Annotated in this window: 14 protein-coding genes; 6 read left to right on the top strand and 8 right to left on the bottom strand. The window is 42.3% G+C overall.

The window, feature by feature from the left end; genetic code table 11:
• Positions 1-154: 154 nt before the first annotated feature.
• The 4 genes from CWB85_RS00910 (at position 155) to CWB85_RS00895 (ending at position 3,510) form a co-directional block, all read left to right on the top strand.
• Positions 155-883 (top strand): DUF2982 domain-containing protein, encoded by a 729-nt coding sequence (locus CWB85_RS00910; protein WP_029216108.1) that lies wholly within the window; start codon positions 155-157, stop codon positions 881-883.
• Between the two features lie 16 nt (positions 884-899).
• Entirely contained in the window at positions 900-1,232 is a 333-nt protein-coding gene (locus tag CWB85_RS00905) for a hypothetical protein (protein WP_138553824.1), read from the top strand.
• Positions 1,233-1,327: 95 nt separating this feature from the next.
• Positions 1,328-3,001 (top strand): Lcl C-terminal domain-containing protein, encoded by a 1,674-nt coding sequence (locus CWB85_RS00900; RefSeq protein ID WP_138553823.1) that lies wholly within the window; start codon positions 1,328-1,330, stop codon positions 2,999-3,001.
• The gene (locus CWB85_RS00895; protein ID WP_138553822.1) at positions 2,998-3,510 is read left to right on the top strand and encodes an Lcl C-terminal domain-containing protein; all 513 of its coding nucleotides are present in this window, start codon (positions 2,998-3,000) and stop codon (positions 3,508-3,510) included. The genes CWB85_RS00900 and CWB85_RS00895 overlap by 4 nt, the downstream gene beginning before the upstream one ends.
• 6 nt (positions 3,511-3,516) lie before the next feature.
• Here the strand turns inward: CWB85_RS00895 and CWB85_RS00890 are convergent, their stop codons facing one another.
• Positions 3,517-4,626 (bottom strand): tRNA nucleotidyltransferase/poly(A) polymerase-related protein, encoded by a 1,110-nt coding sequence (locus CWB85_RS00890; protein WP_138553821.1) that lies wholly within the window; start codon positions 4,624-4,626, stop codon positions 3,517-3,519.
• 128 nt (positions 4,627-4,754) lie between these two features.
• On the opposite strand from CWB85_RS00890, the gene CWB85_RS00885 reads away from it, so the two are divergent.
• Both CWB85_RS00885 and CWB85_RS00880 read left to right on the top strand, forming a co-directional pair.
• A complete protein-coding gene (locus CWB85_RS00885) occupies positions 4,755-5,672 on the top strand; it encodes an ExeA family protein (RefSeq protein WP_016708303.1) in 918 nt (305 codons plus the stop codon).
• Positions 5,673-5,685: 13 nt separating this feature from the next.
• Positions 5,686-6,702 (top strand): general secretion pathway protein GspB, encoded by a 1,017-nt coding sequence (locus CWB85_RS00880; RefSeq protein ID WP_138553820.1) that lies wholly within the window; start codon positions 5,686-5,688, stop codon positions 6,700-6,702.
• Here the strand turns inward: CWB85_RS00880 and CWB85_RS00875 are convergent, their stop codons facing one another.
• From CWB85_RS00875 to putA, 7 genes are all read right to left on the bottom strand, one after another.
• Positions 6,703-9,387, bottom strand: a complete 2,685-nt coding sequence (locus CWB85_RS00875; RefSeq protein WP_138553819.1) for a TonB-dependent receptor — start codon at positions 9,385-9,387, stop codon at positions 6,703-6,705. It abuts the gene before it with no gap.
• 286 nt (positions 9,388-9,673) lie between these two features.
• Positions 9,674-10,702 carry a FecR family protein gene (locus tag CWB85_RS00870; protein WP_138553818.1) on the bottom strand — a complete coding sequence of 343 codons (1,029 nt, stop codon included), beginning with the start codon at positions 10,700-10,702 and terminating at the stop codon, positions 9,674-9,676.
• A 23-nt stretch (positions 10,703-10,725) separates the two neighbouring features.
• Positions 10,726-11,286, bottom strand: a complete 561-nt coding sequence (locus tag CWB85_RS00865; protein WP_244389738.1) for an RNA polymerase sigma factor — start codon at positions 11,284-11,286, stop codon at positions 10,726-10,728.
• Between the two features lie 383 nt (positions 11,287-11,669).
• Positions 11,670-13,955, bottom strand: a complete 2,286-nt coding sequence (locus CWB85_RS00860) for a beta-N-acetylhexosaminidase (RefSeq protein WP_138553817.1) — start codon at positions 13,953-13,955, stop codon at positions 11,670-11,672.
• An 83-nt stretch (positions 13,956-14,038) separates the two neighbouring features.
• Entirely contained in the window at positions 14,039-16,579 is a 2,541-nt protein-coding gene (locus CWB85_RS00855) for a TonB-dependent receptor (RefSeq protein ID WP_138553816.1), read from the bottom strand.
• A gap of 94 nt (positions 16,580-16,673) precedes the next feature.
• Positions 16,674-17,870: a cyclic di-GMP phosphodiesterase gene (locus tag CWB85_RS00850; protein ID WP_016708295.1), complete on the bottom strand. Its 1,197-nt coding sequence runs from the start codon at positions 17,868-17,870 to the stop codon at positions 16,674-16,676.
• Between the two features lie 107 nt (positions 17,871-17,977).
• Entirely contained in the window at positions 17,978-21,781 is a 3,804-nt protein-coding gene (gene putA / locus CWB85_RS00845) for a bifunctional proline dehydrogenase/L-glutamate gamma-semialdehyde dehydrogenase PutA (RefSeq protein WP_138553815.1), read from the bottom strand.
• Positions 21,782-21,923 lie beyond the last annotated feature (142 nt).

The following is a 21,923-nucleotide window of genomic DNA, read 5'->3' as shown; positions in this document are numbered from 1 at the left end:
TAAAAGTTAAATTATTTATCAATTTGTTCCTGTTTTGTAATTATAAATGAGAGAGTTATGAAGTTGACGAACACATGTTCACGTTGTTTGAAAATACGTAAATTGATTATTTGGGCTATAATTATGTACGTTTTTTATATTGTTTTTTATCGTTATGGTTAAATGCAAACAGAGTGTGTTGAAGTTGCGCGCGCAAGGTGCACGTAACGGTATAGAAATTTTAACCGTTGGGGCTATCGGGCTTATATTTATAATGCTGGTTAATTTACTACGCCCTGGTGAAATTAGTCTTTTGGAAATTTTTTTGGTGAGTTTATGCTTGGCGGCAATTTTTGTTGGCTTTTTAAAAACTCAAGAGCCATTTTATAGTTTAGTTATTACAGAACAAGAGCTTATATATCAGCATAAATATGGTTATTGGAGTGTTAAGCAAAAAAACTTCCAACACAGTGGGATCCCTAAAGTCGAACAAGAGTTTGAACAACTTGAGTTAAATGCGGTAGGTATTAAACTTTACAATACCGATGAGTTTTTATCACAATTAGCGCCAAGGATCGCGGGTAAATTATTGATTGAGCAAAGGCACTTATTTATGCAAGTAGTTCAAAAACATTGCAAAAATGGCAATTGCCCATCAGAATGGCTAATTGAAGATAATCATTACACTTCAGTGCATGGGTGTAGCTTTGATGGCTTGATTGCCATGTTTGCTAACCGAATGCGACATTTGCAACAATTAACCGGATATGATTTGTTGTTACCTGCAAGTGCATTAGATAGCAGTATTTGGGACTTTAGCCGTAGTTTAAATGCATGGCGGAGTAATCCAGTAGTATTTATACAATCTCAATTAGAGAGAAAGACGTTTGACAATAAACGTTAGTAAGTAGGATGAAGCGATGAGCCAAGATAGATCTTTTATTAAAAGTGGCAGAAATACCATTATCCACAAAGATAAAAAACTCGATTTAGTGATCGTGAATTCTGAAATTCACCCCAAAATTAAAGTCACTCAACATGGTTTAGAGCCATTTAAAGAAGAGCTGCCAAAAAACCGTCGTGAAGCTAAAGAACGTTATTTAGAGGTGGTGTATATCACGAGTGTTGATATTTTTGGTGAAGAAAAGCGTTTACTGTTTATTCAGGCGCTGGATGGCCGTGAATATAAGATTGATTACAGTAAAGTAGGGACAAAGTTATTTGTTCGTATTCATCAAGATAGTTATTTATAGTTTTCTTCCTCTCTACTGGCACTGTAATTGCTTCATAAATAAATTGGCATAGTCTTTAGCGCTATGTAATTTCGATTTTAATGAGGAAGCAGTGCATGAAATCTCCCTTAATAGTTGCTCCACTTTTCACTTTATTAGCCGCATGTGGTGGCGGTGGAGGGGGGAACGACAATCCCGTTGTCGCCGCATCAGTATTTGCAGGAAATGACCAGCAAATTATTGAAAAAAGTGAATTTACAATAGAAGCTAAAGGATCGCCAGCCGACGGTACATTTACTTGGCAAAGGATCAGTGGTCCTATTATAGAAGATTTCCCGCTTGATGGTGCACTGCAAACGATTACCGCTCCTGATATTAAAGCGGATAGCGAACTTGTATTGCGAGTTAGTTATCAGACTAGTGATGGTCAGTTAGTCAGTGATGACTTACTGATTGCAATAGAATCAAATAATCAAATACCGCAAGTTATTGTTACGCAAACAGCGCCAGCAACACTCCCTTCTGATTATCAAGATACGATCACCCTGAGTGCAGCAGGTTCGATAGACCCTGATGAGAATGGCCAAATTAATAGTTACAACTGGCAACAAATTGCAGGGCCAACACTTGCAGTGGATAGTAATAGCAATGCGACAATTAGTTTTTCGCATCCTTTACTCGATACGAATACTTTAATCACATGGTTAATTACTGTGGTGGACGATGAAGGGGGAGAATCAAGCACCGAATATTCTCATACTTTAAACAAAACCACAGAAGTAATTATTGCTAACGCGGGCAGTGATCTGAGTGTGATTGAACTGGAGAAGGTGACATTGGATGCCACCGATTCGCAAACTGTGACCGACACATATAAATGTTATTGGCAGCAAACAGCAGGTAGTGCGGTGCTTGATAACCAACAGCAATGTGTCACTTCTTTCATCGCACCAGCAACTGAAGCGGTGAACACCCATACTTTTGAAGTAACCGTAACTGACTACAAAGGGCGAACTGAAAAAGATAGTGTTGATATTGTGGTTAACTCTAAGCCTCTGGGGCTGATCAATGATACTGGGATGACCAAGTGCTATAACAATACCCAAGAAATAGCCTGCACAAGTCCTGACTTTCCGCGCCAAGATGCTTATGTAGGCCGCGATAGTGGGGTTGGTACACACATTGAAAAAGTCGGTAAAGGTGAACAAGCTTTTGATTTTACAAAACTTAACCAGTTTGCCGATGAGTTATTAGATAATGCGTCTGATTTCAGCTGTATTCGCGATAATGTTACAGGGTTGATTTGGGAAGTAAAAAGCCCTAACACAAATGTGTTACCTAACACGCAACTGCGCGAAGGGCAAAATCATTATACTTGGTACTTAACCAATGAAGGAGAGGTGCAATCAGGCAGTAGTCTTGGTACGCCAAACAGCACCTGTCCGAGTAATAGTAACTGTAATTTGCAAGTGTACGTTAATGAAGTAAATGCTCTTGATTACTGTGGCGGTACTAACTGGCGCGTGCCTACTTACACAGAGCTATTAACGTTACTTAACTATGGAAAGCATGGACAATCAATATTGCTTGATGAGAACTATTTCCCTAATACTCCAAATAGCAACTTACTTGCGGATGGGCTCATTTATTGGACATCGCAAACTGCCGTTGATGGTACAAGCTTATCGCAAGCGTATGTGTTTGATATGAGTGATGGTAATGATCTAGCTTATCCTAAAAGTAATACAGCCTTTGTCCGTCTAGTTAGAACCGCAGGAGCATCGCAATGAAACATCAATTAATAGCGGGGTTATTATTTTTGAGTCCTATGGCCGTGACGGGGCAAACGTGCTACGAAAGCATAGCCGATACGACGCCTACCACGCGGTTTACACAACACACTGATGGCACCGTGAGCGATAGCGTTACCGGACTTATGTGGCAAACTTGTAGCTATGGACAAAGCTATGATGTTACAACTGATAGTTGTTTAAACAGTGTTGTGAAAGTTAATTGGCAAGAAGCATTAAGAGCGGCGGTAAATGATCGCACTGGCGCTTATAAAGATTGGCAAGTACCTAATAATAAGGAGCTTGCCAGTATTTTAGAGCACAGCTGCGTGACACCGAGTATTAATGAAGAAGTGTTCTTGGGCAGTTTAAGTGAAAACTATTGGACCAGTACTTCGGCTATAGCAGATAAAACAGCGGCTTGGGTATATACCTTTGACAGAGGACTAAACAGCTTGCACGATAAAGAAGCATTCATTTATTTGCGTTTAGTCCGTTATGAAAAGTAATTTTGTTTAAGCTAAATACTGCTGAAACACTTCTAACCGCGCTTGTTCTAGCGCGGTTTTTATTTGCGCGCCTTTTATCCCTTGAGCAATAAATTGTTGTGGATTGATTGCCCTAGCTTCCTTGGTTGCTGTCAATAACTGTTGTTGATTGGCAAGAGGTGCAGCTTGGTTAATTGTAATGGCGCTGAGCACGGCATCAAACCGCTCTGGACGACGCCACAAATCGAGTTGATTACAACAAGCAAGTAGTTGCTCTGCAGTCATTGTAGAGCTTGTTAAGGTTGCTTGATGAGCATTGAGTTGTAATGCCAAGTCGCGTACATCATTAGGAAGGCGAATAGTTTGACCCATGGCTTTGATGTCATCGGCGGTTAACGAGCTGGTGGCTTGTGCGAACAATAATGCCTGATCTGTGATATGGTGATTTTGGGCATAGGCGTAACGAATTGTTAGTTGTTGATATAACTCGTCGTTCCAGTTATTAGCCAAAGCTGGGCTGATCGCACTGAGAGCCCCCAGCTGCGCTAAAATATTTAAAAACTCTGCAAATGCTCCATCAGCGAGTGACTTTTCACACTCTAACCAAATACGTTCTGCGGTGAGTGTCTTAAGCTCGCCACGGTTGATCATTTGCGTTAATAATTGTTGAGTTTCATCGGCTATAATAAAGCCTAAATAATGATAGCGGGCGGCAAATCGCGCAACACGTAAGATACGCAGCGGATCTTCACTAAAAGCGTCTGATACATGGCGTAGAATACGCTTGTCTAAATCTTGCTTACCCCCGTAGGGATCGATCAAACTACCATCGTCGGCTTTAGCGATGGCATTGACCGTTAAATCGCGGCGGCGTAAGTCTTCTTCGAGCGTGACATCTGCTGAGAACTCACAGACAAAGCCTGTATAACCCTGTCCTTGTTTGCGTTCAGTGCGGGCGAGGGCGTACTCTTCTTTGCTTTTGGGGTGCAGAAATACCGGAAAGTCTTTACCAACTTGTTGATAGCCTTGCTTTAGCATTTGTTCGGGTGTTGCACCAACCACTACGTAGTCACGCTCTTTTATTACTCGTCCAAGCAATTCATCACGAACCGCGCCACCAACCAAATAAACTTGCATAACTCACCCTGAATATTAACTGTGCAAACTATTTTACGTTATTTAACTAATAAAACGCTAACAAGGTTTTCACTTGCGCTGTTTTTTTGCCATTATAGGCGGTGATTTAATCAGTAAGGAAATTTAGGGTGTATTTAAGCTACTTCGGCTTGTCGGAAAAACCATTTTCAATCGCGCCAAACCCACAGTATTTATTTTTAAGTGAGCGTCATAAAGAAGCTTTGGCACACCTAACTTATGGATTGGGTGAAGCGGGCGGCTTTGTATTGCTTACAGGTGAAGTAGGCACAGGGAAAACAACGCTTACTCGCAGCTTGCAAGAACAATTGCCAGAAAATACTCAAGTGGCTTTGATCCATAATCCAGCTTTGTCACAGCTGGAGTTGCTAGCGAGTATTTGCGATGAATTTAACATCGCTTATGATGAGCAAAACGCCACTTTAAAAACGTTAACGGATGCTATAAAAAAGCACCTAGAAGCGAATCACCAAGCCGGTGGCCATACTATTTTAATTATTGACGAAGCCCAGTTACTGGCTCCCGATGTGCTAGAACAGCTGCGGCTATTAACTAACATTGAAACTAATCATAAAAAGTTGCTACAAATCGTGTTAGTGGGTCAGCCTGAATTGCAAGCCTTACTGAAACGCAATGAGTTACGTCAGCTCGCGCAGCGGATCACCGCGCGTTATCATTTATTGCCGTTGACTGAAGGGCAAACCTTTGCCTACGTTAAACACCGTTTATATGTTGCAGGGTGTGATCGCGGATTGTTTTCTAATGATGCGTTAAAAACAATTCATTTAGTTACGGCAGGTATACCACGTTTAGTTAATTTATTATGTGAACGCTGTTTAATGGGCGCTTTTTCTCAGCAGCTAACTATGATTGATAGTGATATAGTGATGCGCTCAGCACAAGAAGCATTACCGCCAAGTGCGTTAAGCGCGGTTAGCATAAAGCCGCAGTCGTCGTTTAACTGGCTTTATCCGTTGGCTTTTTTAGCCGTGCTCTCGATGGGTATTGGTTTGTCGTTTATTCTTTAATTAATGGTCGTATATGTCGTACTTATTAGATGCCTTAAAACAATCAGAACAGCATGACGAAGCGTCAGCACATGACAGAAATGCTGAGCAGTTAAAACAGCAACAAGAGTTACAACGTTATCGTTTTATTGCTATTTCACTTGGTTTGTTGGTTGCTTTTTTACTGACCTTGATGGCGGGGTTTTCAATTGGTAAATGGCTGCAAACAAATCATTTAACTACGCCAGAGCAAGTAACCAGCTCTGTTGAGCCGCAATCTGCGCTGCCTGCGGATGAACAAGCCGCTACACCAGCTAAAGAGGAGCTTGAGCAAGTAGCACAAGTCGCAGCTAATCCAACACAAACTAATCCAGCGCCAGTGGCCAGCACACAGCCTGTACCGCAGCAGCAGTTTGTTCAGCCGCAGCAATATCAACAAGCAGCAGGGCAATATCAGTGGGTGCAAGTGCCAGTAAATAATATGCCTACGTATCCACAAGGTCAGCCTATGTTAGTGCAAACGCCTAATGGCTATCAGCAAGTATATGCAGCGCCGCCGCAATACAATCCGAATACCATGCAAATGCAGCCGACTATTAATAATAGTGCTAGCAATATCGACATGAGTAAATACAAGGTATTAGGTAAACCAATAGGGGAGCCTGCTCGCGAGCAAGCAAAACCTGCGGCAAATGATGAAGAATTAGAAACCGTACCAACAGCATTAAAAGATGCCTTTGCTCGTGCCATTGAAGACACTCAAGATACTAGGCCGCACCAAATCACTCAAGGCACTAAAAACTCATCTTACGCTGAGCCAATTGAGTTGTTGCCGGATGCGTTACTTGCCATAATCCCAGATATTAAATACCAAGCTCATATTTATTCATCGTCGCCAGATAAACGTTGGGTGAAGCTCAATAACCGCGAGCTATATGAAGGTGATAGTATTGGTGAATTAAGAGTGTTGGAGATCACCCCAGAGCAAACTGTACTTAGTTTTGATGATTACGAATTTAGTTTAAAAGCGCTGCAAGATTGGCCGCAGTAGCTAAAACTGATAGCTGAGAGCCACTTTTATGGTACGACCAAAAATAGGTCGGCCATAAAATAATGGTTCTTGGTGGCTTAAGTCATCCCTTGGATTCCCTTCAGTTAAACCTAGTGTATTGGTTAGGTTTTTCACTTCAAGTTGTGCACTGAGTTGCTGTGTCAGCACGTATTCTGCAAAAAAGTCCCAAGTTTGATAAGCCGGCAATGCAAATTGATTGGCAATATCAGAATAGCGTTCTCCTACATAAGACCAAGTAATAGCAACGGTGATAGGGCCTGCTTGATACTGTGGAGTTACACGTAGTTGTAACTCTGGGGTACGAGTTATTTGATTACCATTAAACTCACTTTGTGGTAATTGTGCCGGAATGCCATAAAACCCCGCATCTTGCCAGACACCTATCGCACTAAACTGCCAAGCTTGATCAAAAAAGTAGTTATATTCGAACTCTAATCCTTGGGTTTGGGTATTAATTAACACCGCTTGTTGGGTGCTCGCTGCACCGCGATATACGGTAAAGGGCAGGGGATCAAAGTTGGTATCAAATACAGTGCCACTAAACTGCCAATCTAGTGCTTGATAACGCAAACCGATTTCACTCAAGGTTAAGCTTATTGGCTGGCCAAAGTTTTGCTGCGCGCGTTGCTCATCGTTTTTAGCCCAGCCACGAGCGTTGCCATAATTAATCAGCCGCGGCATTTCAAAGGCATCTGCATAACGGGTAAACACCGCTAGTTGCTCACTAAGTTGGTAGTTGGCGCCAATACTGAGTGCATTTTCACTAAATGAATCAGTTATTGAACTTGCAGGCGTGTAATGTGAGTAATAGTTTTTTGCATTGTTTGTAGTTGATAGCAGCCCTTGTTGGCTGCGACTACTTAACGTGAGCTGCTCATTACGCAGGGCGAAATCAAACCTTAAATTATCGGTTACTTGCCAGTCTAAGCTGGCATAAACTGAATGCGATCGCGATTGTCCTTGGCCTGTTAAATACACCGGTCCTGCGTATGATAAAAAGCCCTGTTCAGTGAAATTAGCGACAACGTTATCTTGCTGATCCACCAGCACAATATCAAGCCGTTCAGGTTGGTGTTTAACATCGGTAAGTAATTGTCCAAGCCATTGATCTAACGGCAGGGAGCTAAAATCACTGTGTGCGTAAATATGCCCTAAGCTGATTGACCACCGCTCTTTTAGGTAGTTAACACTGAGATGATTTATAAACTGTTGTTGCTGATAGCGAGAGTACAACGGGTAGCTTGAAGTGATCAGCCCATTGCCATTGAGTAGGCTAGGGTCGTTAATTAACGTTTTATCTGTACTGCGTTGGTACTTAGCTTGTAACTCTTCTGGCAATGCGACATTTGAAAAATGATTTTTAAATTTTGTTATATCATCAAATTGTAAGCGGCTATTGGCATCAATGATGCTCTCGTTGCCTAGGTTCATTAACGTATAAAGGCGATTACTCAAATTCGCGTAGCGGGCAATATTATTAAGTTGTAATTGTTCTGACAACCCCCCTTTAAATTGTATTGTGTAGCTGTTCATTAAGCTCTGCTGAGCATCTTCTAAATCGTGCTGGCGTGTGCCTTCTGGGGTGTGAAAATTTAATAACTTTAGATCATCGCTAAGTAACGTGCCAAAGTCATAGGGTAGGCTCTTCAGCTGCTTGATAGTACCTTGATTTTGCATCACTATTGGGGCATAAAAGCTGGTTTTATCGTTTAAATGTTTATAGCTAAAATCCAGTTCAAGCTCATCAGTTAACCAACTTAGTCGGGCGCTGAATTGGCCGCCTAAGTCACTGTTAAAGCCAGGTTCTCGAATGCCATTTGAGCTTCTATAAAAGCCCCCTAAGGTATAAAATAGCTGATCATTAATGGGGCCACTAAAGACGCCATCAAGGCGTGTGTAGTTATAATTTACCGCTTGGCTAAGTTTTACTAAGTTAAATGGTGTCTCTGAGCCGCGACGGCCAATATAGTTCACCATAGCTGCGGGGCCATTGAGGGTGAATATACCACTACTACCGCCTCTTACCGCTTCAATGGTTTGGTGGGTTAAATCGGGGCGTAAAAAAAAGTCACTCCAAACACCGTCGTAGGTTATTGGTAGTCCATCTTCCATTAAACTAATAAAACGAAACCCTTCACCGCCTCTAAGACCACGTGGCGATACATTGTTGTTGGTTTCACCACCGGAATCTTCTACCCAAAAGCCCGTGACATTTTTAAGAATTTCAGCGGTGGAGTATGGAGTATGTTGTTCCAGTTGCTGTGTTGACAATTGGGTAACTGAAATGGAGGAGTTTAAAATATTTCGGGTTTTACCGCTAACGCCAGTGACTATGATGCGCTCAAAATCTTGCTGTTTGTTAGCTGCTATTGGAGTTACAAAGATACGCTGTTGACTGGGGTCTAAGCTAAATTGATATTGGCTATTGGCAAAGGTTTTAGCCAGTAATTGCTCAAGCGTAAAGCGTCCTTGTAATGGAGGAATAAGTGTTTGCTCTGCTAATTCAGCGGCGCTGAGTTGCCAGCCACTTTGCGCGGCAACATCGAGAATACGCTGCTGCAAGGTAGCCTCAGGTAAATTAAAGTGATAGTTGTCGGTAGCATGTACATAGCTACTAAATAATATTAACCAAGGTAATTGCTTGGTTAATAAGCTTAATAACATGGTTTGATTCAATATTTTTATTATTGTCCAAACTTTGTACCATTTTTAGCTCGCGTATACCATGCCACTTTTAGCTAACTTACTATTTAACCTGAACTCTGGATAATAAATCTATCTCCTGCGGCTACTTTCAACGCTAACTGCGTTGAATTTACTTGCAATAGGCTAGCTATTGACGCGTAAATTCGCCTTGTTATCGCTAAAAGTCTCCGGTTGGAGACTAATAAATATATTTGTGATTTAATATCAATACATTAGTACATCTCTTAACCAGAGTTCAGGTTATTTAGTTAACTGTTAACGTATATTCTTTACCTTGTTGAGTCACAGTAATTGGGTAAATTTTATCAAGGCTATGCAGCCAGGAGTCTATTTCAGAAGTGTACAAACTACCATTGTAGGTATATTGACTAAGCTGCTGACTACGAAGAGTTATTTTTATTTCACTATAACGAGCAACATCATTGAGTACATCCCCTAAGCGGGCATTTTGATACACTAACCGACCTTGCTGCCAATCCATAATAAGGTTTTCTCCTTGTGCTTTGCTGCGGGTAATAGTGCCGGATTGAGTTACTTGCGCGGCTTGTCCTTGGCTTAACTTTATAACCTGTTGCTGCGCGAGCGATACTATGCCCTCAAGTACATCAACGCGAATAGAATCAGGGTTTGCACGCACATTAAACACCGTGCCTAATGCTTCTACTTGGCTTTGCTGGTGGCGCACAATAAAGGGCCGTTGCTTGTCTTTGGCGACTGAAAATAGTGCCTCTCCTTGATACAAGGTTAATTCTCGCGAACTATTGCTATAACGCACCGCTAATTGACTATTTGCCCCTAAATCTACTCGGCTGTTATCGGCTAGGGTGATAGTACGATGTTCGTTAATTGTGGTGCGAAAAAACTGATTCTGAACGTTGCTCATTGCAGCGCTGTTATTGGCGACCGTAACCGCTTTATTACTGGGTTGTTCAACATTAATGAACACGGTAAAACTTAATAAGAAAAACGCCGCAGCAAGTGCAAAGTAGCCGAGTCGAGAGCGTTTTTCAGCACGTTTATTGATATCGTTTGTTGCTGGTAATTGGCCAAGTTGCTGCGCTACGTAATCGCTATCTAATTGTGTGGAGACTTGCCATAGTTGCTGCATTTTTTGAAAAATCTCACGATGCAAATCGCCTTGCGTTAGCCAATCTTGCAACTCAATGGGGTAGTGTTGACTGTTGCTTACGGATAACTTTTGTTCTTCTAATAACAGCAACCAGTCAGCGGCTTGCTCTTCAATAATCGCTAAATCGTCAGGGGATGTGTTCATGCTAATATCCTTAAAACTCATGATCAAAGCTCATGTTGTAACTGTTGATAGCAATGACGAACTGCACGTAATACATATTTTCGTACCATACTGGGAGATATTTGTAAGGTCAAAGCGATTTCTTCATAACTTTGACCACGAATTTTATACAGTAAAAAAGCCAGTCTGCATTTGTCTGGTAAACTTGCGAGTGATTTTTCCATTTCTTTAAGTAATTCTTGGTTATGATGATTTTTCTCAGGATTGGCACTGTCGCCAGGCTGTGGCATTTGTTCGTTATCGTGAGTGTGATCTGCAAATGGACTGCGGGCTTTTCTACGTAGTTTATCAATAGTTAAGTTGGTCGCTATTTTATATAAATAAGCCGCAATATAATTACTCACTTGAGTATCTTCTAAACCCAATAGCTTTACGAATGCCTCTTGCGCTATGTCTTCAGCTTCGCGCTGATCCAGCCCTTTGGCCATGATATGACGCACCAACTTTTGCTGTTGTTGTAAAAACAACTGTTCAACCTGCTTACGGCGCTCAACTTGTTTTCCATCATTCTTTTTATTTTTCCAAAGAGGTAACAAACCACTCATTATAAATCCTTGCTGAATTTAATTCCTTTTACCTAAACGAACTAAAGAGCTTGTTTGAGAATACGCTATTAAAAAAAAGCCCTAAATACGTATTTAGTATTAGGGCGTGTTGACCTTTCAGGATTAAAATTTGTTCAACCTAGGTGCGATTTAATCGCGGCGCGAGGTTTGTAACCTAGTGGGCTAAGTAAAAACCGAGTAACAAAGAATTAATCGCCCCTAGGCAGAACCCTTCGGGCAGTGCATGTTTGGCATTTATGCTGCGTTATCGCCTATTTATGGGGAACAACCACACTACATAGGCTCTGCCTTGCCTAAAAACCAAACATACTGCTGCAAATTCAACCTCGAAAGATAAACACGCCCTAGAACTTTGGGCGGTTTTAGTTTACGGCAATTTCATCAATGTAAAGCGGCAGCTTAGGGATTTGTGGGTCATCAGATTGCTTACTATTTATCGCAATGACTTTTAAGTAACGCACTTTCACTTTAGTAAATGACAAGGCAGAGACAGGCCCTTGCGGGTTAGTGTCTTCGGCTAAGCTCTGCCAAGTGTGTTGATCATTTGAGCCCAGAACCTGAATTTTTACGGGTGGATGAAGCTGGCGATGGCGTCCACTGTTGTAACCCAGTTTAACTTGGGTCACCAACGTGGGCTCTGCCAAGTCGATTATCGCCTCTAAATCAGTGTCGTAAAAAATCGCATAATCGTCACTGCTGTAAAATTGGTCATAGGCAAACTGGCCATCTTGTAATTTGGCGGAAGAGCTTTCAGCCGCCGGGTGACTGAGAGTGATTTTTTTAGTTAGCGCTAAGTGCGGGCTAAGAGTGAGGCGCGCATCGCCAACTAATTGACCAATTGCCGCTGCATAGCTTTTAGCGCGCAGTTGTGTCTCTTTTGTTATCAATATTGGCTTGTTATAGCGTATTGATGCGAGAGTCGGCTCTGTGCCATCTAAGGTGTAATAAATGGGTATATCGGCAATCTCTGTGGTGACTGCTGCATGTAAACCAGTATCATCAATGGTGCTGCTTATAGTCGGTTTATAGGCGCTATTCGCAGTGTTGATATGCATTTGCTGATAACGCTTAAATAATTTTGGCAAGCGGTTTTGGCTATAGTCAGGCCAGGACTTATTGTCTTTACTAGACCAGAGGGTTTCGGCCAGCGCACTTAAACGAGGAAACAGCATATACTCGGCGTGACGAGGGGTTTTAATGTACTCAGTCCATAAAGCGCCTTGTGCGCCAATAATGTAAGCTTGTTGCTCAGCGTTTAAATCATTCGGTTGAGGGTCATACTGATAGACATCTTGCAACCCTGTTAAGCCATGAATCGCTTTAGGTTCGTCGAGATTGCGTGATTGATAGGCATCAAAATAAATATATTGATACGGACTCATGATCACTTGATGGCCCATTTTTGCAGCTTGAATACCCCCTTCAGTGCCACGCCATGACATGATCAAGGCATCATCTGCAACACCGCCCTCAAGAATTTCATCCCAGCCGATTACTTTTTTATCAAGCGCTTGCACTATTTTCGCGACCCGTTTAATAAAGTAGCTTTGTACTTGCTCGGGGGTTTTAAGGTTATGCTGCTGCATTAACTTTTTCACCTCAGCACTTGCCAGCCACTGCTTTTTAATCACTTCATCGCCGCCGATATGAATATATTGGCTCGGGAATAGCTCAGCTACCTCTTGATAAACCACCGCGAGAAACTCAAAAACATCTTCTCGCGGGCATAGCACATCTTCAAAAATACCAAATTGGGCTTGTACATTAACGGGTTGTTGGTGACATGAAAGTTCAGGGTAAGCGGCAAGAATAGCGGTGCTGTGGCCTGGAATATCAATCTCTGGAATGACTTCAATATGGCGCGCTTTGGCATATTCAAGCACTTCTTTAACTTGGGCTTTAGTATAAAAACCAGCTACTGCTTGGTTATCAAACAGTGGTTTATAATCATAAGTATGACCTACCACAGTATGCGGGCGAGTGGCACCGATAGTGGTAAGTTTTGGATAGGCATCTATAGCAATACGCCAGCCTTGATCGTCGGTTAAATGCCACTGAAAAACATTAAGTTTATGCATAGCTAGCCAGTCAATGTAACGTTTAATAAAGGCCACATCAAAGAAGTGTCGGCTCACATCTAAATGCATGCCGCGATAGCTAAAGCGTGGTTCATCGTCAATTTTAACTTGTGGAATAAGCCAGCTTTGGCGATTGATTGGCATTCGTGATTCTATTGCTGCGGGCAATAGCTGGCGTAGCGACTGCATCGCCCAAAATAGCCCTTGTGCAGTACTTGCTTTGACTTCAATAAATTCTTTTTCGACAATCAATTGGTAGCCTTCAGCGCTAACTGGTTGCTCAACAAGCTTAAAGAACACGCTATTTTTAACGGTGTTATTCGCTTGCGTTACGGGTAATTGGTAGCCTGTTGGTGGGCGCAGAAAATCAGCAAACTGCTGCGCGACCGCTTTGGCTTCATTGTGGTTATAATGAATTTCAGTATCGTAAGACAAAGCAAAATGGCCTTGGCTATAGTGGCTGCTGGTTGGTTTTGGGGTTATTTTTGCAACAGCAAAGTAGGGAGTAATAAGTAATAGCAGTGAGAGTAGGCTGCTTTGTAGGTATATACCAAAATAGCGTTGAGGCATTGTAACTTCCTGAGAAAAGCCCGCAATTGCGGGCTTGGTTAAACTAATCAGCACTGGGCATAGCGCAAATTAGCAAGGGGACTTTAAAAATTAAGGGTTAAAGATGCGCTGATCGTGCGCCCCAAAATGGGTCTGGCGTAGTAATAATCGTAGCCTGCTTGAACATCGTTAATTGCTCGCGGATTCCCCTCAGTTAAACCAAGCTCATCACTGAGATTAGTGGCTTTAACATGTAAGGCAACGCTGTCATTGAAGCGATAATTGATACCCATATCAACGGTGGTGTAAGCGGGTAGTTCAAATTTATTTTCGCCATCAGAGTAGCGCTCACCTAAATGATGCACAGTTAAATACACATCGCCATCGTCAAAATAGTAAGTGGGAGTAAGGCGTAATTGCACTTTTGGCGTGCGTTTAACTTGCTTGCCGTTCCAGTGTGAGAACACACCGGTAAAACCTTCCATTTTCGGGTCTTGTACCACACCGGTTAATTCAAGTTGTAATGAATCAAGTGCTTGCCAAACGGTCTCAAATTCGACCCCGTCGGTGATAGTGTCAATGGTTTGGTTGGCGACTTCACCATTACTGCCAGTAAAATTACGCTCTACTAAGTCGTTAAATTTAGTTCGAAACAAGGTGACCGACGCGCCTAAGGTATCGCCAGAATAACGGGCGCCGAGTTCGCTAAAAGTTAGGTTTACACTGTCATTAAAATCGGCATCAATTCCGGCATGAATGTTTTGCCCGTAACTCATTAAACGCGGCATTTCGAATGCGTCTGCGTAGCGACCAAACATGGAAACATCGTCACTGAAGGTGTAATTAAAGCCCACTGTCCAAGCGGTTTCTGTTTCATCACGTTTTTTTGATAAGTATTTTGTTGAGGTGGTATCAACGTAGTTATTCGCTAGGTTGTTATCTACATCATTGCCATTGGCATCAAACGCGCCATCAACAGGTTTTGCAAACTCAGTGCCAGATGCTGTGCTATCAAGCTCTAGCCATTCAACGCGAATACCGCCATCCAGTCGTAAGTTGTCAGTTGCTTGATATTGCTCATTAATAAATAATGAATTTGAGGTGCTAGTACCAAATGCTGTCGCTTGCCCCCAGCCCGGTGCATAGCCGGTTGAACCGTTGTCGGTGAGCTGACCAACCACTTGTTGGTTATCATCTACGGCAACAATATCGAGTAAGCGCGCGTTATCTTTAACTTCGGTTAAAAATTGCGATTCCCATTTATCAACAGGTAATGAATCAGCATCGACATAAGCAAATAACCAACCCATAGTGAAAGTATGTTTATCGCCTTCGTAGGTAAAATTAAGCTTATTAACGAATTGCTCGGCATCGTAGCGAGAATACAGCGGATAGCTGGTAGTGACTAAGCCATTATCATTTAAATTACTTACATCATTGAGCATTTCGCCGCTATTTACATAACGATACTGCGCCGCTACAGCGCCATCATCAGCAAACTGGTCAAGCATTGCCAGTACATCTTGTTGGCCAAGCCGGTCATTGGCATTAACTAAAGTTGAGTTGTCAAAGTTAAGCAAAATATACATGTCGTTTTCAAACTTTGAGTAACGCCCCGCGGTATTAAGTAACCAGCGATCATTTAGTTCCCAATCAAGGTTGTAGCTTAAGGTACTAAATTTAGTGTGTTGGCCGTCTTTAAGGTCGCGCGTTTGGTAACTGCCATCTTCTTGTAAATAGTTAAGTAAGCGCTGACCATTACCAATTAACGTACCATGTTGCGGATCAACCCCCGGAATGCCTTTTGGATTGTTTTGATCTTGCAATGGAATTGGCACAAAGAAGGTGGTGTGATCGTTTAAGTGCTTAGCAGATAAAGTGAGTTGCCCTTTATCAAACTCGCGTACTAAATTGAGCCTAAGCTGACCACCGTGATCGGCTGTAAATTCGGTGTCTCTTACTCCGTCTGAACGGCGGTAAAAACCACCTACCGACATTTTCCAATTATCACTAATTGGTGTGCCGTAAAAAAATTCGCTGCGGTACATACCATAATCGGCAGTTGTGAGCTTTATAGTGGCTTCTTCAACGTCATCAGGTTTGCGAGTAATAAAGTTAACCAGTGCCGCAGGGCCGTTAGTGGTCAGTAAACCTGATGTGCCACCGCGTACGGCTTCCATATGTTCGATAGTAATATCTTGGCGTTGATAAAAATCTACCCACACGCCATCGTACACCACAGGTAAGCCGTCTTCTTCAACGCCAATATAACGAAACCCTTCGCCGCCTCTAAGGCCGCGCGGCGCTACATTGTTATTGGTTTCACCACCTGAGTCTTCAACCCAAAAACCCGGCACGGCTTCAAGTAAATCAGCAGTACCAAGCGGGGCTTCTCGAGCTAGTTGCTCTGCATCTAAGGTGGTGATTGAGACTGATGATTCTAATTTTGTTTGTCCGCGGCCACCACTGCCTGTAACGACTATGCGCTCAAGATCGAGTAGTTTTTTCTGTTTAGCATTTTGTTCAGCGCTCTGTTGAGAGTTTTGCTCAGCACTTTGTTCTACTGCAACGGTATTAATACTGAATAATGCACTGCTTACTGCCAACGCAATGAGGTGTTTATTATAAGTTCTGTTGTTGTTCATCGTATTCCCTTCGTTGTTGTTATGGATTATTGGCTTTGTAAATCTATAAACGAACGAAGGGTGATATTTGGGAATAGTTTTTTATAAAAACTCTTTACGGTAAGATTGAATGTTTAAAAAATTTAATTAAATCAATATTAAAATCTGCAGGTTTTACCGCCGCTTCTAAACTATCTTGCGTGCGATTATGCGCTAAATCAATATCAGCTACCTCAGTGTAACGGGCGTGTTTTGCGTTATAAAAGGTTTTTACAACGGGTTTGAGTGGGCTGCTAGGGTTACTTTTACTCACTAAGCCGACCTTTTGACTGGAGAGCTTAACTAACGTTCCTACCGGATGGATACCAATGCATTGAATAAACTTAGTTAATAACTCGCCATCAAAACTATCGGGACATCCGTCTTTGAGTATTTTAAAGGCTTTTATTGGTTCCATACCTGCTTTATAAACACGTTCTGCAGTAAGTGCGTCATACACATCAACAATGGAAGCCATACGAACATATTGGCTAATCTCACTTGCTTGTTTGCCAAATGGATAACCTGTGCCGTCTAATCGCTCATGATGATAGCCTGCGATATCGACGGCAATACCTTTGAGACCTGATTGTTCTAAAATTTGTTTACTAAACAGTGCATGATCTTGAATGATTTTATATTCATCTTCGGTGAGCTTGCCTGGCTTATTAAGAATGTTGTCAGGGATTTGAATTTTACCAATATCATGTAATAGCGCGCCGGTGGCAAGTTCTTCGATCAACGCTTTGTCAAAGCCTAAGTGTTTGGCAAAAATACTGATCAGAATAGATACATTAATTGAGTGCTCAAGCAAATAGGTGTCTTTTTCGCGCATTCGGGTTATGCAGGCTAGGGCGTCTTGATTGCGAAATACAGAATCAATAAAGCCACTGGCAAGCTCTTTAAATGGTGCAATATCTATACTGTTACCTGATTTTATCTCGGTAAATGCCTTACTCTGTAATTGCTTAGCTTCGGTGTAGAGTTTTAAAGCTTTATCCATTTCTTGCTCAACACTGTGTGTTGTTTGCCATGGATCACGTGGTTTTATTGGTTCAACTTTTACATCATCAGTGGTAACCGGTGCACTTTGTGAAATGATGGTTTTATCAGGATCAATTTCTATTTCTAGAATACCGGCTTTGATTAGTTGCTGCACGCCAATTGGTGTTTTGACCCAACCTTGCTTTTTAATTTTTATTTTACCCGTTTGTTTCGTTACGCTGTGTACAAACATACCAGGCACAAGTTGATTGATTGGGATTATTTTCAATGTATCTACTTCAATAAAAAATTACAGAGTTATAAAACTAGCAAATTTTTTGATAGATAAGTAGCAAAAAGGGCGCTAAATAGCGCCCTTTTGTTGTTTAAGACTCTTTATTCGTCGTCTTCAACGAGTGTCATTAGTGATGTGTTACCACCAGATGCGGTGGTATCGATACTAATCGTCTTTTCTGTTACTAGACGCTTAATTAAGGTGTCGTAGTACTCAGAACTGATCACTGGCAAGATAGCGCCTTTACGTTGTGCTAGCTGTTGGCTGAAGTAGCCTAAGCGAGAAGAACGAGCGGCAACCACGGCTCCTGCTAAATGAGGGTGCGCCAAAATAGCTTGTAACTGATTTGGTTTAGCTACTTGGAATACACCTTCAGCAATACCCGTTGAGATAAATTTATCTTTAAACGCGACAGCTTCGTCATAGAACAACTCTGATGCTACAGTGATCACGGTATTACCCGCAGCAAGTGCGGTGATGATCGAAATAGCCCAGAAGTTAAACGAGGTGCTCTTATCGGCGTAACATACCACACAACCACGCGCTTCAAGGTGTAGAGTGTTTGATTCACCCGTAGGCCCCGGCAGCGTAGTAAATTTACGCATGTGTTTTTCAAGACGGTTAAGCTGTGCGCGTGCATCAGCAAGCGTTAACGCTAAATCGTCAGCTAGCTCATCGATAATATCAACCGTAGCTACTTTAGCAAGCAACTGACGTACTGCAGACACACGGTCATTCAGTGGTGTTGCACGCCAGATCTTTTCGTCGCGCATTGAGTTAGTCATTAACTTTTCAACTTGCTCGGCAGCACCTGAATAGTGGTGAGTGTCGAGTTCGTCTGGGGTTAAGTTAGTCATTTGCACGTTTTCTGGCGATGCTTTTTCTTTAACTAAACGAGTTAAATAATTAGGGCCACCGGCTTTAGGACCTGTGCCTGATAGGCCACGGCCACCAAATGGTTGCACACCAACGATTGCACCAATCATATTGCGGTTAACGTAGACGTTACCAGCACGAGACATTTTCGCTAGGTATTCACAACGCTCTTCGATGCGAGAGTGGATACCCATAGTTAAACCAAAGCCAGTATTGTTAACTTGGTCAATTACGCTATCAAGTTCTGAGCCTTTAAAACGAATAATGTGTACGCATGGGCCAAATACTTCGCGCTTAAGCACTGACAAGTCTTTGATTTCATATAAGCGTGGCGCAAAGAAGTACGCACCATTTTCACTGTTATCAGGAATATCACACTCATAATGCAGCGTTGCGTTGCCTTTTAAGTACTCAACGTGTTCGTTTAAGTTCTTCAGGGCTTTTTCATCGATCACCGGACCAATATCAGTAGATAGTAATGATGGATCGCCAACGTGTAACTCTTTTAGCGCGCCTTTGATCATATCAATCACGCCATCAGCAATGTCTTCTTGTAAAAATAATACGCGAAGCGCAGAACAACGTTGACCGGCACTTTGGAAACCTGAACTAATTACGTCGTCAACAACTTGCTCAGGGAGCGCAGTTGAATCGACGATCATACAGTTTTGACCACCGGTTTCGGCGATCAATGGTACTTGGATATCGTTACGAGCAGCTAAAGTTTGTGAAATTAATGTGCCCGTTTCTGTTGAACCGGTGAACATCACAGCTTGAATACGCTCATCAGGAACGATGGTTTTACCCACTTCACTACCACGAGCGATAACAGGCTGTACCACATGTTCAGGCAAACCTACTGATAACATTAGCTCAATAGTGCGAAGTGCAATATAGCTGGTTTGCTCGGCAGGTTTAGCGATAACCGTATTACCGGTGACGATTGCAGCAGCCACTTGACCTAAGAAGATAGCTAGTGGGAAGTTCCACGGGCTGATACATAAGATCACACCACGGGCTTCAAAGCGCTCATCTTCACTTAGTTCTTCGGCACGAGCTGCGTAGTAACGACAAAAATCAACGGCTTCACGTACTTCGTCAATACCGTCTTGGGCTACTTTACCAGCTTCTTTGATACAGATTGCGACAAGCTCATCGTGATGACGCTCTAAAATGTCAGCAATGCGGCGAAGTAAGTTAGCACGTTCTTTCACTGGCGTTTGTGACCAAGACTCAAAAGCTGCTTCAGCATTTGCTAATAGCGCTAGCATGTCGTCACTGTTTTGTAATTTAACATGGCCGATGATTTCTTTATGGTTTGCAGGGTTTTTTACTGCAATTGAACCTTCAGGAACATCGTTTTCGCTAATGCGATGCTCAGCAAACCAGTTATCAAGGTTTTCCTTAAACGGCGTTATAGCATTGATATCAGTTAAATCCATACCTTTTGAATTAGCACGTTCTGCGCCGTATAGATCAATAGGCATCTTGATTTGGGTATTGTACTTATTACGTAAGCCTTGCAGTGTTTCTACCGGATCAGGTAATAATGATTCTACCGGCTTAGTGGTATCAACAATCGCATTTACAAACGATGAGTTTGCACCGTTCTCAAGTAAACGACGCACTAAGTATGCAAGTAAGTCTTCGTGTTGGCCTACTGGTGCATATACACGGCACTGAATTTTTTCTTCAGTGACTATTTGGTCGAATAATGATTCACCCATACCGTGTAGACGTTGGAATTCAAACCCTTGATTGTCACCTTTTGCGACTTCTAAAATAGTGGCCGCAGTGTAAGCATTGTGCGTGGCAAATTGTGGGTATAGTACATCGCGCGCTTCAAGTAATTTGATTGCACACGCTTTGTAAGATACATCCGTTGTGGCTTTACGGGTAAATACTGGGTAGTGATCTAAGCCATCTTGTTGTGTGGTTTTGATTTCTGTATCCCAGTACGCACCTTTTACTAGGCGCACCATGAGTTTGCGATCAACACGGCTAGCAAGGTTAGTTAACCACTCAATAACGAAAATAGCACGTTTTTGATAGGCTTGAACGGCTAAACCAAAGCCATTCCAACCTGCTAGGTCATCATCGCTAAATACCGCTTCAATTACATCAAGTGAGATATCTAAACGGTCAGCTTCTTCGGCATCAACGGTAAAGCCGATGTCATAGCTTTTTGCAACTAATGCCAGCTCTTTTAGCTTAGGCACAATTTCAGCCATGACGCGTTCACGATGAGTGAATTCGTAACGCGGGTGAATAGCAGAGAGTTTAACTGAAATACCAGGGCTTTTAATTGGACCACGGCCATTAGCTGCTTTACCAATTGCATGAATCGCATTCATGTAGCTATTGAAGTAACGCTCGGCATCTTTCATGGTGCGAGCGCCTTCGCCTAGCATATCGTATGAATATACATAACCTTTTTGCTCTTTTTCAGCAGCGCGTTCAATCGCTTCGTCAATGGTGCGACCCATTACAAACTGTTTACCCATGATCTTCATAGCAAAGTTTACTGACTTACGAATTACCGGCTCACCTAAACGACCAATGGTCTTTTTCAAGACACCAAATTGCTGCTCTTTGGTTTTGTCTGTGTAGTTAACCATTTTACCGGTTACTAATAAGCCCCAAGATGAAGCATTTACAAATAAAGAGTCACTGCTACCTAAGTGAGAGCTCCAATCGCCTTTAGCAAGCTTATCGCGAATGAGGGTATCTTGAGTGGCTTTATCTGGCACACGTAGTAGGGCTTCAGCCAAACACATTAGTACCACACCTTCTTCACTAGAGAGTGAAAACTCATTGAGTAGTGCATCAACACCGCTTTGACCATCTTGATCACGACGAATGTTATGAACTATTTGACGCGCACGTTCCCATGCACGGCTACGGGCTTTAACGCCTACTTCGGCCAGTGGTAAAATATGATCAATTACGGCATTCTCATCAATGCGGTAAAAGTCACGGATTTTTTGTCGAATTGGACACGTTGTTGTCAAATCGCCGTTGAATAACATAAGTAACCTCTGATGTGTGGAGTCTTGTAGCTAAACTAAAGTAGCTACTCGATTATCATGTCTGTAATGCGTGCATTCTAATTAAAATCCAGCAGAATATGCTGGTTAAATTTGGCGTTTTACGATAATTTACAGGGCATAC

The organism is Pseudoalteromonas sp. S1727 (genome assembly GCF_005886375.1).
GTDB lineage: Bacteria > Pseudomonadota > Gammaproteobacteria > Enterobacterales > Alteromonadaceae > Pseudoalteromonas > Pseudoalteromonas haloplanktis.
This window is presented reverse-complemented; position numbering and strand designations above follow the sequence as displayed.